Genomic DNA, 16,058 nt, shown 5'->3' with positions numbered 1-16,058 from the left:
ACGGGCGCGTGCTTGGTGCGAGGTGCGACGGCTTGCGCGTACGTCCCCGGGGCCCGGCCGCCCGTCGCGCGAAGCGGCGGGCGGCCGGGCCGTACGGGCTACAGGCCGGGGTACAGCGGGTGCTTCTGCGCCAGGTCGGTGACCCGGGCGGCGAGTGCGGCCGTCTTCGCCTCGTCGAAGCCCGGCTTGAGGGCTTCGGCGATGACGTCGGCGACCTCCTCGAAGTCCGCGGCGGTGAAGCCGCGGGTGGCCAGCGCCGGCGAGCCGATGCGCAGGCCGGAGGTGACCATGGGCGGGCGGGGGTCGTCGGGGACCGCGTTGCGGTTGACGGTGATGCCGATCTCGTGGAGCCGGTCCTCGGCCTGCTGGCCGTCCAGCTCGGAGTCGCGCAGGTCGACCAGGACCAGGTGGACGTCCGTGCCGCCGGAGAGCACCGAGACGCCGGCCGCGCGGGCGTCGTCCCGCAGCAGCCGCTCGGCCAGGATCCGGGCGCCGTCCAGCGTGCGCTGCTGGCGCTCCCGGAACTCCTCGGACGCGGCGATCTTGAACGACACCGCCTTGGCCGCGATCACGTGCTCCAGCGGTCCGCCCTGCTGGCCGGGGAAGACCGCCGAGTTGATCTTCTTGGCGAGGGTCTGGCGGGAGAGGATGACCCCGCCGCGCGGGCCGCCGAGCGTCTTGTGCGTCGTCGTGGTGACGATGTCCGCGTACGGCACGGGGTTGGGGTGCAGGCCCGCGGCCACCAGCCCGGCGAAGTGCGCCATGTCGACCATCAGCAGTGCGTCGACCTCGTCGGCGATCCGGCGGAAGCCGGCGAAGTCGAGCTGCCGCGGGTACGCCGACCATCCCGCGACGATCAGCTTCGGCCGCCGCTCCTTGGCCAGCCGCTCCACCTCGGCCATGTCGACCTGACCGGTCTCGGCGTCGACGTGGTAGGCGGCGACGTCGTACAGCTTGCCGGAAAAGTTGATCTTCATGCCGTGGGTCAGATGCCCGCCGTGGGCCAAGTCCAGACCCAGGATCGTGTCGCCGGGCTTGAGCACCGCGAACATCGCCGCCGCGTTCGCCGACGCACCCGAGTGCGGCTGGACGTTCGCGGCCTCGGCGCCGAAGAGCGCCTTGACGCGCTCGCGGGCCAGGTCCTCCGTGACGTCGACGTGCTCGCAGCCGCCGTAGTAGCGGCGGCCGGGGTAGCCCTCGGCGTACTTGTTGGTGAGGACCGAGCCCTGCGCCTCCAGCACGGCGACGGGGGCGAAGTTCTCCGAGGCGATCATTTCGAGGGTGGACTGCTGGCGCATGAGCTCGGCGTCCACGGCGGCGGCGACCTCGGGGTCGACCTCGTGGAGCGAGCCGTTCAGAAGGGACATGGGACCTTCCGGGGAAAGAGGGGGACGCGGGGCGGGCGGGGCTGCGGCGGCGGAGCTCAGCCCGCGGTGAACGCGGTGTACTCGGCGGCGGACATCAGGTCGGCGGACTCGGCCGTGACGCGCACCCGGAACAGCCAGCCGTCCTCGAAGGGGCCGGAGTTCACCAGCGCCGGGTCGTCCACGACGTCCTGGTTGGTCTCGGTGACCTCCCCGGTCACCGGCGCGTAGAGGTCGGAGACGGACTTCGTCGACTCCAGCTCGCCGCAGGGCTCGCCCGCGGTGACCGCGGCGCCCACGTCCGGAAGCTGGACGAACACGACGTCGCCGAGCGCGTTCGCGGCGTGGGCGGTGATGCCAACGGTGGCGACGCCGTCGTCGGTCGCGACCCACTCGTGTTCCTTGCTGTAGCGCAGGTGCTCAGGGTTGCTCATAAGGCGATTCTCCAGGATCGGGACGTGAGCGGCGTAAAGGGGCGCTGGTGGCGCGGTCGAGGGGCCGCCAGGGAAGGGGTCAGAGGCGTTCGGAGAGCCGGTCAGGGGCGCTTGTAGAACGGCAGGGCGACGACCTCGTACGGCTCGTGGCTGCCGCGGATGTCGACGCCCACGCCGGTGGCCGCCGAGGGCCCGGGACCGGCGTGCGCGGCGTCCACGTACGCCATGGCGATCGGCTTGCCCAGGGTGGGGGAGGGGGCGCCGGAGGTGACCTCGCCGATCGGCCGGCCGCCCGCCACCACCGCGTACCCCGCGCGCGGCACCCGCCGGCCCTCGGCGACCAGGCCGACCAGCACCCGCGGCGGCTCGGCCGCGGCGCGCTCGGCGGCCTGTTCGAGCGCCTTGCGGCCGACGAAGTCGCCGGGCTTGTCGAGCTTGACCACCCGGCCGAGCCCGGCGTCGAAGGGCGTGAGCGCGGTGGTCAGCTCGTGCCCGTACAGCGGCATGCCGGCCTCCAGACGCAGGGTGTCGCGGCAGGAGAGCCCGCACGGCACCAGGCCGTCGTCCGCGCCCGCGGCGGTCAGCGCCGCCCAGACGGCGGGCGCGTCCGCGGGGCGGACGAACAGCTCGAAGCCGTCCTCGCCGGTGTAGCCGGTGCGGGCGATGAGCGCGTCCGCGCCGGCCACCGTGCCGGGCAGGCCCGCGTAGTACTTCAGGCCCGCCAGATCCGCGTCGGTGACCCGGCCCAGGACGGCCGGCGACTTCGGGCCCTGCACGGCGATCAGGGCGTACGCCTCCCGGTCGTCCCGCACCTCGGCGCCGGGGAAGCCGGCGGCCCGCTCGGCGAGGGCGTCCAGGACGACCTGGGCGTTGGCGGCGTTCGCGACGATCATGTACTCCTCGTCGGCGAGCCGGTAGACGATCAGGTCGTCGAGGATGCCGCCGTCCTCGCGGCAGATCATCGTGTACCGGGCGCGGCCGGGGCGCACGGCGGAGAGCCGGCCCACCAGGGCGTAGTCCAGCAGTTCCGCGGCCCGCGGGCCGGTGACGGCGATCTCGCCCATGTGGGAGAGGTCAAAAAGGCCGGCGCGGGTGCGCACCGCGACGTGCTCCTCGCGCTCGCTGCCGTAGCGCAGCGGCATGTCCCAGCCGGCGAAGTCGGTCATGGTGGCGCCGAGGGCGCGGTGCGTGGCGTCGAGCGCGGTACGGCGCGGTGCAGGGCTCTCAGTGGTCATCATCAGGCTCCCGGACAGGGGGTGGTCGTGTCCTCCCCATCTGTCATCGGAACCTGAGAGGTTCGCCACGATCCCGCGGGAGCGTGGCTTGCACCTTGGGTGGGGCGGCGCCGGCACGGCCGGGGACACCCGCTTTTCAGATCTGCCTCGCCCGCGCGGTGACGGTGCCTGAGAGATTCAAGGGAGGACTTGCTCCTTCGGCGCCCGGTGCGGCGAGGCACCGGGACTCTCCCGCGCGGGTTCTAACGGCCGGTATGCAGTTGGCGGCCCCATCATTGCACGCGCCCTCGGCCGTGGGACAGGGCGAAGAAGTGGGAGGCCACCTTCCGTTGCGTCCTTGTCGAGTCCCGCCGCTGTTGCGAGGCTTGTGGACGGCAAGCGGCGGCGGTGCAGGGCCTGGGAGGCAGCGTGACGGTGGAGCAGGCGGCCTCCAGGGAACGGCTTCGATATCCCGAGGGGGACATCGTCGTGATCTCCGGACTGCCCGGCAGCGGCAAGAGCACGCTCATGCGCCGCACGCAGCCGCCGGCGGCGGTGCTGCTGATCGACTCGCAGTACGTGCGCGAGCGCTGGGCGCGCAAGCTGGGCGCGCGGCTGCCGTACGCCCTCTACCGGCCGTTAGTGCGCATCGACCACTACGCGCGGCTGCGCCTGGCGGTCCGGGCCGGCGGCAGCCTCGTCGTGCACGACTGCGGCACGCTGCCGTGGGTGCGGTGGTGGCTGACCAGGCAGGCCAGGCGGTACGGGCGCGGGGTGCACGTCGTGGTCCTGGACGTGCCGGCCGACGTGGCGCGGGAGCGGCAGGCGCGGCGCGGGCGCGCGGTGTCGCGGTACGCCTTCGCCCGGCACCGGTGGGCCCACCGCAGGCTGCTCGACTGGGCGAGCGGCGGGCAGCCGGCGGAGGGGTGCGACTCGGTGCTGGTGCTGGACGGGCAGGCGGCGGGGGCGCTGCGCTCGATCAGCTTCGGCTGAGCCAGCGGCGGCCCAGCCCGACCCTGTGCGTGCGGCTGTGCCTGTGCCTGTGCCTGTGCCTGTGCGAGTCTGCGCCGGATGAGCCCGCGGCGCCCGCGCGGCCCCGCTGTGCCGGGCCCGCGGGCCGCTACGCGCCGGACCGCGTCGGCAGCTCCGGCGGCGCCGCCGCGTTCGCCTGCGGCACCTGCCCCGCCGGCACCAGCCCGCTGCCCGCCGCCGCCGCGAGGACCCGTACGAGCGCCGCCACGGTCACCGAGGCCCGCTCGTCCACCGCCGCCCGGTCGCCCGCCTGCCCGGCCCGTACCAGGCCGGCCAGTTCCTCCCGCAGCGAGTCGACGGCCTGCGCCAGCGCCGTCGTCGGCTGTGCCTTCATCGACTTGACCTTGCCCTCGGCCCCCGCCGCCGCGCCCACCGCGTCCAGATGCGAGCGCACGTCGGGCAGCGTGCGCGGGTTCGCCCGGCCGCCGTCGGCGACGGCCTGCTGGACCTGCTCGACGGTCCGCGCCGTGGCGGCGGTGAGCTGGCCGAGCTGCGCCAGCAGGTGCAGCGTCGAAGGGTCGACGTCGGCGGCGGCGGCGGGGGCCGAGGCCGCGGGCCGGACGTCGTGGTGCCCGCCCCCGGTGACGTCCCCGGCGGCGGCGACGGGCCCGGCTGCGCCGAGCACGAGGGCGCCGCCGGCGACGGCGGAGACGACGGTGGCGGCGAGGCCGGCCATTCGGTTCGTACACATGGAAAACGGGCTCCCTGTCGCGAGGTCGTGAGGGTGAGAGGACTCCACCGTGGGCAGGTGCGGCCTTCGCCCGCGAGTGCACGCAGCCGTTAGGGTGCCGACGTTCATCCCCCGAAAGTTGGCTGGTCCCGATGAGCTTCGACTACCGCTCCCCGCAGCCCCCCGCCACGGGCGGCTTCCCCGGCAACGAGCTGGAGGAGGTGCTCGCCGCCTCGCTCGGCAACGCGCAGGCCGCCCCGCGGCTGCTGGAGGTGCTGGGCCGCAGCAGCCTGTGGGTGCCGCTGCCCGGGGGCGGCGGGCCCGACAGTCCTTCGCTCCCCGTGCCGACGACCGAGATCGGCGGCGCGCCGTACGTGCCGGTGTTCTCCTCGCAGGAGGAGTTCCTGCGGGTCACCGGCACCCATATGTCGTTCACCGTCGCGCCCGCCCGCGAGTTCGCCCGCGGGCTGCCGCCGCAGGTCGGCATCGCGGTCAACCCCGGCGGCACGGTCGGCGTGCCGCTGCCGCCCTCGGCGGTCGCGGAGCTGTGCCGGGACCGCGGGGCGCCGCGGCTGCCGGGGGAGGCGCGCGGCGGCCGGGTGCGGCTGTTCACGCCGGACTGGCAGGACGACCCGGTGGACTTCCTGGCGGTCGCCCGGGAGGAGTTCGAGCGGATCGGGGTGGTGCGCAGCGCGCGCCGGGGGCTCGCGAGCGTCGAGGGCGGTGCGGAGCAGCTCTACATCGGGGTCGAGTTGCTGGACACGTACGACGAGAGCCGGCAGGCGACGGTGGAGGCGCTGGGCCGGGCGCTGGGCGCGCAGCCGGTGCCGTGGAAGGTGCAACTGGTCTTCCTCGACGCCGCGGTGGACCCGGTGATCACCTGGATGCGGGCCAAGGTCGAGCCGTTCTACATCCGGGTCGGCTGACGCGGTCAGGCTCTAAGCTGGTTTGATGACCTTTCCGGGCGTATACGCGTGCCCGGGAGCGGCGGCGGCCGAGACGAAGGGTTGGGGCCCAGGGTGAACGGGGGCGCGAGCGGGAGCGCGCGGGGAGCGGGCGTGGACCGGTTGGTCCGCCAGGTGGCTCCCGGCAGGTACGACGCGTACGAGGCGCTGCTCGCCGCGCTGGCCGCCGGGCAGGTGTGGATGCTGCTCTGGCAGGGCAGCCCCGACTCGCCCGACGCGCAGTACGGCAGCATGCAGGTCGAGGGCCACGCCTACGCGCCCTGCTTCAGCTCCGACCGCGAACTGGCCGCCAGCGGCTGGGCCGGTGCCCACGAGCCCGTCGCCGGCGCCGAGATCGCCGCCGCGCTCTACCCCGACCGCTGGGGCCTGTGGCTCGACCCGCACACCGCCGGCGGCGGCGTCGGCGTCCCCTGGCTCGACCTGCGCCGGGTGGCCACGGGCCTGGACCGGCTGCCCGCGGGCCCGCTGCGGATCGCCGAACCGGTCGTGGACGTCGCGCAGTTCTACGCCCTGCTGGGCCAGACCGCCCACCGCACGCCCGCCGTGCGCACGCTCTGCCGCGCCTGGGTGCAGCCGGTGCTCGGCGAGCCGTACCTGGCCATCGGCATCGACCTGTACGACACGGGCGGGCAGTCCGTCGCCGCGGCGCAGTCGATGATGCAGGAGTCCGTGGCCGCCGTCCCCCCGGGCCTGGCGGTCTCCACGGTGGCGCTGGCCGACGACCACGACCCGGTGGCGATGTGGATGCGGGCGAACTCCCGGCCGTTCTTCGACCGCGGCGCCTACGGCGGCGGTCCGGCCGCCCCGCCCGCCGGTTACGGCTATCCGCCGCCGCACTCCGCTGGCGGCGCCCAGCAGTCCGGCTGGCAGCCGGGACCCGCCCCGCAGTTCTGAGGTCCTCGCCCCGCTATATCCGTACGTGTCCTGATATCGGGCCGGTGAAGATCCGCTCAGCGGCGGTCGGATGTCCGGATAACGGTTATCCACTGCATCGCATCACGTTTGCGCATCCATTCCCCTTGGGGTCTGGCGAGTGATCGCAGGCGCATTGAAGACTCCCCCCGCGGGAAGCTGTCGTTCCCCTGTGCGACGGCAGAGCTTCACGATCACGGACTATCAAGCACCAGGCACTACGGATCACGGCACCACGGCATGACTTGCACCAGCGAAGCGAATGAGCCGCTACCGCGGCAGACGACGGCGGGACGCCGCCGCTCGAGAGGGGTCCCCACAACATGACGGCACCTATCGAGACCACCGGCGCCACCGAGGCGACGCCGGAAGCTCTCGTCGAGGGCGTGGACAAGAGCCGGATCGAGGGCCGTTCGCTCGGGCGTATCGCCTGGATGCGGCTCAAGCGCGACCGCGTCGCCATGACCGGCGGCGTCCTCGTGGTGCTCCTCATCCTGATCGCGGCGCTCTCCCGGCCGATCCAGGCGATCTTCGGACTCGACCCCAACAGGCTCAACCAGGACCTCGTCGACCCCTCCCTGGCCACGCCGTACGGCTCGTTCGGCGGCATGAGCTGGGACCACCCGCTGGGCGTGGAGCCGCGGCTCGGCCGCGACATCGCCACCCGGATCCTGGAGGGCTCCTGGGTCTCGCTGCTCGTCGCCTTCGGCGCCACCATGGTCGCCGTCGTGATCGGCACCGTCCTCGGCGTGATCGCCGGCTACTACGGCAAGTGGGCGGACACGATCATCAGCCGGACCATGGACACGTTCCTGGCCTTCCCGGTGCTGCTCTTCGCCATCTCCATCTCGGCCGCGCTGCAGGGCGGCGCGTTCGGGCTGAAGGGGCTGCAGCTCCACATCGGCGTGCTGATCTTCGTCATCGGCTTCTTCAGTTGGCCGTATATCGGCCGCATCGTCCGCGGACAGACGCTGAGCCTCCGCGAACGCGAGTTCGTGGAGGCGGCGAAGAGCCTGGGCGCGCGCGGCCCCTTCATCCTCTTCCGGGAGCTGCTGCCGAACCTGGTGGGGCCGATCCTCGTCTACTCCACCCTGCTGATCCCCACCAACATCCTCTTCGAGGCGGCGCTCAGCTTCCTCGGCGTGGGCATCCAGCCGCCGCAGGCCTCCTGGGGCGGCATGCTGGACAGCGCGATCGACTACTACCAGGTCGATCCGATGTTCATGGTCGTACCGGGCGTGGCGATCTTCCTGTCCGTGCTGGCCTTCAACCTCTTGGGCGACGGGCTCAGGGACGCACTCGATCCCAAGGGCCGCCGATGACACCGATGACCCCAAGAAGCAGCCTGGGCGCGGCACCCGCCGTTCCCGCTCTCGTCCCATCACTCCGAACCAGGGGGCAACGCCTCACCATGAAACTCAGGTCGAAATCAGCCGCCATGCTCGCGGTTGCCGTCTCGGTCGCGTTGACCGTCTCCGCCTGCGGCGGTGGCGGCAACGACGACGACTCGGACGGCGAGGGCGGCGGCGCCGCCGCGAACGCGGCGATCGAGAAGGTCCTCAACGCCTCCGACAAGAAGGGCGGCACCCTCGTCTACGAGTCCGCCGACGTGCCGGACTCGATGGACCCGGGCAACACGTACTACGGCTACGTGTGGAACTTCAGCCGCCTGTACGCGCGCTCCCTCATGACCTACGCCCCCGGCCCGGGCGCGCAGGCCGCGGAGCCGGTGCCGGACCTCGCCGAGGGCCCCGGTGAGGCCACCGACGGCGGCAAGACCTGGACGTACAAGATCAAGAAGGGTGTCAAGTACGAGGACGGCACCGAGATCACGGCCGGCGACGTCAAGTACGCCGTCGAGCGGAGCAACTACGCCCGCGACGTGCTCTCCCTCGGCCCGAACTACTTCGCCCAGTACCTGCAGAACCCGGACGACTACAAGGGTCCGTACAAGGACAAGAGCGAAGAGGGCATCTCGTCCATCGAGACCCCGGACGACCACACGATCGTCTTCAAGCTCGACCAGGCGTTCCAGGAGTTCGACTACCTGGTGGCCATGACCCAGACGGCGCCGGTGCCGCGGGACAAGGACAACGGCTCGGACTACCAGAAGAACATCGTCTCCTCCGGCTCGTACAAGTTCGAGAGCTTCGACCTGGACAAGTCCGCCACCCTGGTCCGCAACGACCAGTGGGACCCCAAGACGGACAAGATCCGCAAGCAGCTCCCGGACAAGATCGAGATCCGGTTCAAGGTCAACGCCGAGACCATCGACAGGAACATCGAGGCCGGCAAGACCCACGTCATGTTCGACGCCCTCGGCGTCACCGGTCAGACCCAGTCCCAGCTCCTGCGGGACAAGGCCAGCAACATCGACAACCCGACCGGTGGCCGGCTGACCTACCTGGCGATGAACACGCAGCTCGCGCCCTTCGACGACGTCAACTGCCGCAAGGCCGTGGAGTTCGCCGTCGACAAGGACTCCTCGATGCGTGCGCTCGGCGGCGAGCCCAAGGGTGACATCGCCACCACCGCGCTGCCCCCGGACGTGCCGAGCCACGAGGCGTACGACGACCCGTACGCCAGCGAGGGCAACAAGGGCGACGTCGACAAGGCCAAGGCCGCGCTGAAGGAGTGCGGCAAGCCCGACGGGTTCGACACCGTGCTGACCGCGCGCACCGAGCGGCAGGACGAGATCGACAACGCCACCGCGATCCAGGCGGCCCTGAAGAAGGTCGGCATCAACGCCGAGATCCAGAAGTTCCCCGGCGGCAAGTACTTCACCGACTTCGCGGGCTCCCGCAAGTGGACCGAGGACAACAAGGCCGGTCTGTACATGATGCAGTGGGGCTCCGACTGGCCCAGCGGCTACGGCTTCCTGCAGCAGATCGCCAACGGCGGCGCGCTCGGCGAGTCCGGTAACACGAACATCTCGTACCTGGACGACCCGGAGATCAACAAGCTCCTGGACGACTCGATCGCGAACCCCGACAAGGCGGCACGCGCCAAGGCGTACGCCGAGGTGGACAAGAAGATGCTGGAGACGGCGGCGATCGTGCCCCTCTCCTACTTCAAGGTCCTGCACCAGCGTTCGGACCAGCTCACCAACCTGGTGGTCTCGCAGGCGTTCAGTGGTCAGTACGACTACCTGAACCTCGGCCTGAAGTAGCATCCCCACCGGCTGCGCGGGCGGTGCCCGCACCGGCACCGCCCCCGCCGCCCGGACCGTGGAAGGCACGCCCTCGTGTTCGCGTATCTCATCCGGCGGCTGATGGCCGCAGTGGTGCTGCTGTTCGTCGTGAGCGCCATCACCTACGCCATCTTCTTCCTTCTGCCGCGGCTCGCCGGCAGCACCCCCGACCAGCTCGCCGCGCAGTACATCGGCAAGAGCCCGGACCCCGAGACCATCGACGCGGTCAAGAAGAACCTCGGCCTCGACGATCCCGTCTACGTCCAGTACTGGGACTTCATCCGCGGCATCTTCGCCGGCCGGGAGTTCAACTTCGGCCCCGACCCGTCGCAGTGCAACGCGCCCTGCCTCGGCTACTCCTTCCGCAAGCACGAGGAGGTCTGGCCGGAGATGCTGGACCGGCTGCCGGTCACCGCCTCGCTGGCCATCGGCGCCGCCGTGCTGTGGCTGGTTTCCGGGGTGATCACGGGCGTGATCTCGGCGCTGCGCCCGGGGTCGGTCTTCGACCGCGCCGCCATGGGCGTCGCCCTGGCCGGCGTCTCGCTGCCGATGTTCTTCACCGGCACCGTCGCACTGGCGCTTTTCGTCTACCACTGGCAGATCTTCCCGAACGAGTACACACCGCTCACGGAGAATCCGGTGCGGTGGTTCCAGGGGTTGGTGCTGCCCTGGTTCTCCCTGGCGTTCCTGTATTCCGCGCTCTATGCGAGACTCACGCGGGCCGGGATGCTGGAGACCATGGGTGAGGACTACATCCGCACCGCCCGCGCGAAGGGCCTGAAGGAGCCGGTGGTGATCGCCCGGCACGGACTGCGCTCCGCGCTGACGCCCATCGTGACGATCTTCGGTATGGACTTCGCGCTGCTGCTCGGCGGGGCGGTGATCACCGAGACGGTGTTCTCCTTCAACGGGGTCGGTTCCTGGGCGGTGCAGTCCATCAGCGAGAACGACCTGCCGCCGATCCTCGGTGTGACGTTGTTCGCCGCCTTCTTCATCGTGCTCTGCAATCTGGTGGTCGACTTCGTGTACGCCGCCATCGACCCGAGGGTGAGGGTCTCGTGACCGGTCTGACGAAGACGGGCGCCGTCGGCGAGCCGGTTCCGGCAAGCACCGAGGCGTCGTCGTTCCTGGACATCCGGGACCTCAAGGTCCACTTCCCGACCGACGACGGTGTGGTGAAGTCCGTCGACGGGCTGTCCTTCCAACTGGAGAAGGGCAGGACCCTCGGCATCGTGGGCGAGTCCGGCTCCGGCAAGTCCGTCACCTCGCTGGCCGTGATGGGCCTGCACACCGCCGGGCAGTACGGCAAGCGCCGGCGGGCGCAGATCTCCGGCGAGATCTGGCTCAACGGGCAGGAGCTGCTGTCCGCGGAGCCCGACGCGGTGCGCCGGCTGCGCGGCCGTGAGATGTCGATGATCTTCCAGGACCCGCTCTCCGCGCTGCACCCGTACTACAAGATCGGGTACCAGATCGTGGAGGCGTACCGCGTCCACCACGACGTCGACAAGAAGACCGCGCGCAAGCGGGCCATCGAGATGCTCGACCGGGTCGGCATCCCGCAGCCCGACAAGCGCGTCGACGACTACCCGCACCAGTTCTCCGGCGGCATGCGCCAGCGCGCGATGATCGCGATGGCGCTGGTGAACAACCCCGAACTGCTCATCGCCGACGAGCCGACGACCGCGCTCGACGTGACCGTGCAGGCGCAGATCCTCGACCTGATCCGGGATCTGCAGAAGGAGTTCGGCTCCGCGGTCATCATCATCACCCACGACCTCGGCGTGGTCGCCGAACTGGCCGACGACATCGTGGTGATGTACGGCGGCCGGTGCGTGGAGCGGGGCTCGGCCGAGGCGATCTTCGACCGGCCGCAGCACCCGTACACCTGGGGTCTGCTCGGCTCCATGCCGCGCATCGACCGCGAGGCCACCGACCGGCTCATCCCGGTCAAGGGCAGCCCGCCGAGCCTCATCAACGTGCCGAACGGCTGCGCGTTCCACCCCCGCTGCCCCTACGCGGACGTGCCCGCGGACAACGCCAGCCGCACCGTACGGCCCGAGCTGCGCGACGTCGGCACTGGGGGCACCCCCGCCAATGAGGGCGTAGCCGGTGGGGGACACTTCGCCGCCTGCCACCTGCGGCAGGAAGACCGGGAGCGCATCTACACCGAAGAGATTGCGCCGAAGCTGTGAAGGACGAGGCTGTGCCCGAGACCAAGGCCGACACGGCGAGCTCCCCCGCCGGCAACGCCCCCACTGGCGGGGGTGCCCCCACAGCGGGGGACGGGAAGGAGACCGGCGCCGCGGCGGCCGGCCCGGCCGACGCCGGCGGAACGAAGGCGACCGCGACCATTCCGGGCGCGCGGCTGCGCAAGAAGCCCGCCGCCGGCGCCGAGCCGCTGCTGAAGGTCTCCGGGCTGACCAAGCACTTCCCCATCCGCAAGGGCCTGATGCAGCGCCAGGTCGGCGCGGTGCAGGCCGTGGACGGCATCGACTTCGACGTGCTGCCCGGCGAGACGCTGGGCGTCGTCGGCGAGTCCGGCTGCGGCAAGTCCACCATGGGCCGGCTGATCACCCGGCTGCTGGAGCCCACCGGCGGCACCGTCGAGTTCCAGGGCCGGGACATCACGCACCTGAGCACGGGCCAGATGCGCCCGCTGCGCCGCGACGTGCAGATGATCTTCCAGGACCCGTACTCCTCGCTGAACCCCCGGCACACCGTCGGCACCATCGTGGGCGCCCCCTTCAAGCTGCAGAACGTGCGGCCCGAGGGCGGGGTGAAGAAGGAGGTCCAGGGGATCCTGGAGCGGGTCGGGCTGAACCCGGAGCACTACAACCGCTATCCGCACGAGTTCTCCGGCGGCCAGCGGCAGCGCATCGGCATCGCCCGCGCGCTGGCCCTGCAGCCGAAGCTGATCGTGGCGGACGAGCCGGTCTCGGCGCTGGACGTGTCGATCCAGGCGCAGGTGGTCAACCTCCTGGACGACCTCCAGCAGGAGTTCGGCCTCACGTACGTGATCATCGCCCACGACCTGTCCGTCGTCCGGCACGTCTCGGACCGGATCGCGGTCATGTACCTGGGCAAGATCGTCGAACTGGCCGACCGCGCCAGCCTGTACCAGGAGCCGCTGCACCCGTACACCAAGGCGCTGATGTCCGCGGTGCCGGTGCCGGACACCAAGCGGCGCCAGCAGCGCGAGCGCATCCTGCTCAAGGGCGACGTGCCCTCGCCGATCGCGCCGCCGTCCGGCTGCCGCTTCCACACCCGCTGCTGGAAGGCCACCCAGGTCTGCAAGACCAAGGAGCCGCCGCTGCTGGAGCTGAAGCCCGGCCGGCGCACCGCCTGCTGGCACCCGGAGAACGCGCCCGACCAGGCACCCGACGACAAGCAGTAGAAGCGTGCCGGAGTAAAACGGGGGCGTGGTGTCCGACGAACTGTTCACCCCGTCCCTGCAGCACTGGCTGGACCTCGCGGGGATCTTCGTCTTCGGGATCTCCGGCGCGCTGCTCGCGGTGCGGAAGAACTTCGACGTCTTCGGCATCGCGGTGCTCGCGCTGGCCACCGGGCTCGGCGGCGGGCTGCTGCGTGACCTGGTGATCGGCGCGGTGCCGCCGGCCGCGTTCACCGAGCCGGGGTATCTGTTCACGCCGCTCGTCGCCGCGCTGCTGGTCGTCTTCCTGCACCCCGAGGTGGAGCGGATCACCAGCGCGGTCATGGTCTTCGACGCGGCGGGCCTGGGGCTGTTCTGCGTCACCGGCACGCTCAAGGCGTACGAGTACGGGCTCGGCCTCACCTCCGCCGCCGTTCTGGGGCTGACCAGCGCCGCCGGCGGCGGCGTGGTGCGCGACCTGCTCGCCGGCGAAGTGCCGTCGCTGCTGCGCTGGGACCGGGAGATGTACGCCGTGCCGGCGCTGGTCGGCGCGGTGGCCACCGCGCTGCTGATCCGCTTCGACCAGGTCGAGCCCGCCACGGCGACGGCCGCGGCGGCGCTGGCGTTCGTGCTGCGGCTGCTGGCGCTGCGCTTCCGCTGGCGGGCCCCGCGCGCCTGGCAGCGGCGCAGCAGGGCGGCGGGGGAGGGCTGAGGGGCGCCCTGCCGTCCGGCGGGTGCGGTACGGGGCCGGGGGCGGGGTCCGTACGGCCGGAAGGCGGCGTTCGGCGGGCCGGGCGGGCGCCGTAGAATCGGGACCATCATGGACCAGGCCGTCTACCTCGACCACGCCGCCACCACCCCGATGTTCCCCGAGGCGGTGCGTGCCATGACCGAACGCCTGACCGTCACCGGGAACGCCTCCTCGCTGCACGCCGCGGGCCGGCGGGCCCGGCGTACCGTCGAGGAGTCCCGGGAGCGGCTGGCCGCCGCGTTCGGCGCCCGGCCCAGCGAGGTGGTCTTCACCTCCGGCGGTACCGAGGCCGACAACCTGGCGGTCAAGGGTCTGTACTGGTCGCGGCGGGCCGAGGACCCCGCCCGTACCCGGGTGCTCGCCAGCCCGGTCGAGCACCACGCGGTGCTGGACGCCGTGCACTGGCTGCAGAAGCACGAGGGTGCCACGGTCGACTGGCTGCCCGTCGACACCTACGGCCGGGTGCACCCCGACGGGCTGCGCGCCGCGCTGGAGCGCGGCCCCGGCGGGGGCGCGGGCGACGTGGCGCTGGTGACGGCGATGTGGGCCAACAACGAGATCGGCACGGTCCTGCCGGTGGCCGAACTCGCCGCGGTGGCACGGGAGTACGGCGTGCCGATGCACGCCGACGCCGTGCAGGCCGCGGGCCAGACGGAGGTCGGCTTCGGCACCAGCGGGCTGGCCGCGCTGACGCTCACCGGGCACAAGATCGGCGGCCCGTACGGCATCGGGGCGCTGCTCCTCGGCAGGCAGTACGCGCCCGAGCCGCTGCAGCCAGTGCACGGCGGCGGGCAGGAGCGCGAGGTGCGCTCCGGCACGCTGGACGTGCCGGCGATCGCGGCGTTCGCGGTGGCGGCGGAGCTGGCCGCGCAGCGGCGCGCGGAGTTCGCCGGCGAGGTGGGCGCGCTGCGCGATCGCCTGGTGGCGGCGGTACGGGCCGCGGTGCCCGACGCGGTGCTCAACGGCGACCCCGAGCCGGCCGGGCGGCTGCCCGCCAACGCGCACTTCTCGTTCCCCGGCTGCGAGGGCGACTCCCTGCTGCTGCTCCTGGACGCCCAGGGCATCGCGTGCTCCACGGGCTCCGCCTGCACCGCGGGGGTCGCGCAGCCCAGCCACGTGCTGCTCGCCGCGGGGGCGGACGCGGACCTGGCGCGCGGCACGCTGCGGTTCTCGCTGGGGCACACGTCGACGGAGGCGGACGTGGCGGCGCTGGCGGCGGCGATCGGGCCCGCGGTGGAGCGGGCACGGGCGGCGGGGCTGACCTGACCCGGGCGGCGGCGGGGCGGTGCGGCCCGTAGCGGCCCCCCCGGCCTCGGGGGCGTCCGGCCTGCCGGGTCAGGAGCCGCGTGCCGGGCGGGCGCTCGCCTTGCGGCCCGCGGCCTCGTGCGCCTGGCGCACCAGGCGCATGTACCGCGGCCAGTCCCAGTGCGGCCCCGGGTCGGTGTGCGTGGCCTGCGGGACCTCGTTGTGGCCGACGATGTGCTCGCGGTCCACGGGGATGCCGTAGCGCCGGCAGATGTCCGCGGTCAGCTTCGCCGACGAGCGGTACATGACGTCGGTCAGCGTCTCCGGGCGGTCCACGAAGCCCTCGTGCTCGATGCCGACGCTGCGCTCGTTCCACTCCCGGTTGCCCGCGTGGAACGCCACGTCCAGCTCGCGCACCGTCTGCGCCACGTGCCCGTCCTCGGCCCGGATGACGTAGTGGGTGGCGGCACCGTGGCCGGGGTCGCCGAAGACCTTGAGCGCCACCGCGTAGCTGCCCTCGGTGACGTGGATGACGACGCGGTCGATGCCGTAGTCCGCGGGGCGGTCGGCGCGGCGCCAGTTCGCCTCCGAGGCGCCGGCCCAGCCGGCCGCGGCGTAGTCCAGCTCGCCCGGTCTGCGCGCTTTGTCGATGCCGGGGATCTGCCACCACATGCGCTTGAGCTGCTCGTACCCGGCCCAGCCGAGGCCGGCGCCGACCACGCCCACGCCCAGGGCGGCCAGTACGGCGCGGCGGCTGGAGCCCTTGCGCGGCTCCTCGCCCCCGGGCAGCCCGGGATCCGCGCGGGGCGCGTCGGTCCCGCGCGCCGGGTCGGCGCCGTCCGTGGTCGGCATGCGGTCGGTCCTTCCCGTTCGGTCTCGATCGGCCAACGCCTCCGGCCGCCGGACGGTTC

General features: G+C 72.3%; 15 protein-coding genes and 1 riboswitch. Of the genes, 10 read left to right on the top strand and 5 right to left on the bottom strand.

What is annotated here, in order from left to right; genetic code table 11:
- Positions 1-98: 98 nt before the first annotated feature.
- The 3 genes from glyA to gcvT all read right to left on the bottom strand — a co-directional run bounded on the left by glyA (position 99) and on the right by gcvT (position 3,036).
- Positions 99-1,367 carry a serine hydroxymethyltransferase gene (gene glyA / locus ABGA99_RS29915; RefSeq protein ID WP_347580635.1) on the bottom strand — a complete coding sequence of 423 codons (1,269 nt, stop codon included), beginning with the start codon at positions 1,365-1,367 and terminating at the stop codon, positions 99-101.
- 56 nt (positions 1,368-1,423) lie between these two features.
- Positions 1,424-1,798 (bottom strand): glycine cleavage system protein GcvH, encoded by a 375-nt coding sequence (gene gcvH, locus ABGA99_RS29910; RefSeq protein WP_347580634.1) that lies wholly within the window; start codon positions 1,796-1,798, stop codon positions 1,424-1,426.
- Between the two features lie 101 nt (positions 1,799-1,899).
- Positions 1,900-3,036 carry a glycine cleavage system aminomethyltransferase GcvT gene (gene gcvT / locus ABGA99_RS29905; protein WP_347580633.1) on the bottom strand — a complete coding sequence of 379 codons (1,137 nt, stop codon included), beginning with the start codon at positions 3,034-3,036 and terminating at the stop codon, positions 1,900-1,902.
- 143 nt (positions 3,037-3,179) lie between these two features.
- A riboswitch (glycine riboswitch) is annotated at positions 3,180-3,277 on the bottom strand.
- 164 nt (positions 3,278-3,441) lie between these two features.
- On the opposite strand from gcvT, the gene ABGA99_RS29900 reads away from it, so the two are divergent.
- On the top strand, positions 3,442-4,005 hold the full coding sequence (locus ABGA99_RS29900) for an AAA family ATPase (RefSeq protein ID WP_347580632.1): 564 nt from the start codon (positions 3,442-3,444) through the stop codon (positions 4,003-4,005).
- Positions 4,006-4,132: 127 nt separating this feature from the next.
- On the opposite strand, the gene ABGA99_RS29895 is transcribed toward ABGA99_RS29900, so the two are convergent.
- Positions 4,133-4,735 carry a hypothetical protein gene (locus ABGA99_RS29895; RefSeq protein WP_347583834.1) on the bottom strand — a complete coding sequence of 201 codons (603 nt, stop codon included), beginning with the start codon at positions 4,733-4,735 and terminating at the stop codon, positions 4,133-4,135.
- A gap of 131 nt (positions 4,736-4,866) precedes the next feature.
- On the opposite strand from ABGA99_RS29895, the gene ABGA99_RS29890 reads away from it, so the two are divergent.
- The 9 genes from ABGA99_RS29890 (at position 4,867) to ABGA99_RS29850 (ending at position 15,168) form a co-directional block, all read left to right on the top strand.
- Positions 4,867-5,640, top strand: coding sequence for an enhanced serine sensitivity protein SseB (locus tag ABGA99_RS29890; protein ID WP_347580630.1), 774 nt, complete (start codon positions 4,867-4,869; stop codon positions 5,638-5,640).
- 132 nt (positions 5,641-5,772) lie between these two features.
- Entirely contained in the window at positions 5,773-6,573 is an 801-nt protein-coding gene (locus ABGA99_RS29885) for an enhanced serine sensitivity protein SseB C-terminal domain-containing protein (protein WP_347580629.1), read from the top strand.
- A gap of 341 nt (positions 6,574-6,914) precedes the next feature.
- Positions 6,915-7,913: an ABC transporter permease gene (locus tag ABGA99_RS29880; protein ID WP_347583833.1), complete on the top strand. Its 999-nt coding sequence runs from the start codon at positions 6,915-6,917 to the stop codon at positions 7,911-7,913.
- A gap of 116 nt (positions 7,914-8,029) precedes the next feature.
- On the top strand, positions 8,030-9,760 hold the full coding sequence (locus ABGA99_RS29875) for an ABC transporter substrate-binding protein (protein ID WP_347583832.1): 1,731 nt from the start codon (positions 8,030-8,032) through the stop codon (positions 9,758-9,760).
- 75 nt (positions 9,761-9,835) lie between these two features.
- Positions 9,836-10,843: an ABC transporter permease gene (locus tag ABGA99_RS29870; protein ID WP_347583831.1), complete on the top strand. Its 1,008-nt coding sequence runs from the start codon at positions 9,836-9,838 to the stop codon at positions 10,841-10,843.
- Positions 10,840-11,973 (top strand): ABC transporter ATP-binding protein, encoded by a 1,134-nt coding sequence (locus ABGA99_RS29865; RefSeq protein ID WP_347583830.1) that lies wholly within the window; start codon positions 10,840-10,842, stop codon positions 11,971-11,973. Before ABGA99_RS29870 ends, ABGA99_RS29865 begins: the two co-directional genes overlap by 4 nt.
- Positions 11,970-13,175 (top strand): dipeptide ABC transporter ATP-binding protein, encoded by a 1,206-nt coding sequence (locus ABGA99_RS29860; protein ID WP_347583829.1) that lies wholly within the window; start codon positions 11,970-11,972, stop codon positions 13,173-13,175. The genes ABGA99_RS29865 and ABGA99_RS29860 overlap by 4 nt, the downstream gene beginning before the upstream one ends.
- A 28-nt stretch (positions 13,176-13,203) precedes the next feature.
- A complete protein-coding gene (locus ABGA99_RS29855; protein WP_347580652.1) occupies positions 13,204-13,863 on the top strand; it encodes a trimeric intracellular cation channel family protein in 660 nt (219 codons plus the stop codon).
- Between the two features lie 108 nt (positions 13,864-13,971).
- Positions 13,972-15,168, top strand: a complete 1,197-nt coding sequence (locus ABGA99_RS29850) for a cysteine desulfurase family protein (protein WP_347583828.1) — start codon at positions 13,972-13,974, stop codon at positions 15,166-15,168.
- Between the two features lie 69 nt (positions 15,169-15,237).
- Here the strand turns inward: ABGA99_RS29850 and ABGA99_RS29845 are convergent, their stop codons facing one another.
- On the bottom strand, positions 15,238-15,999 hold the full coding sequence (locus ABGA99_RS29845; protein WP_347583827.1) for an N-acetylmuramoyl-L-alanine amidase: 762 nt from the start codon (positions 15,997-15,999) through the stop codon (positions 15,238-15,240).
- Positions 16,000-16,058: the final 59 nt, after the last annotated feature.

The sequence above is a fragment of the Streptomyces sp. B5E4 genome, assembly GCF_039871555.1.
GTDB lineage: Bacteria > Actinomycetota > Actinomycetes > Streptomycetales > Streptomycetaceae > Streptomyces.
Note: the sequence above shows the minus strand (reverse complement) of the source record. Positions and strands in the feature narration are given on the sequence as shown.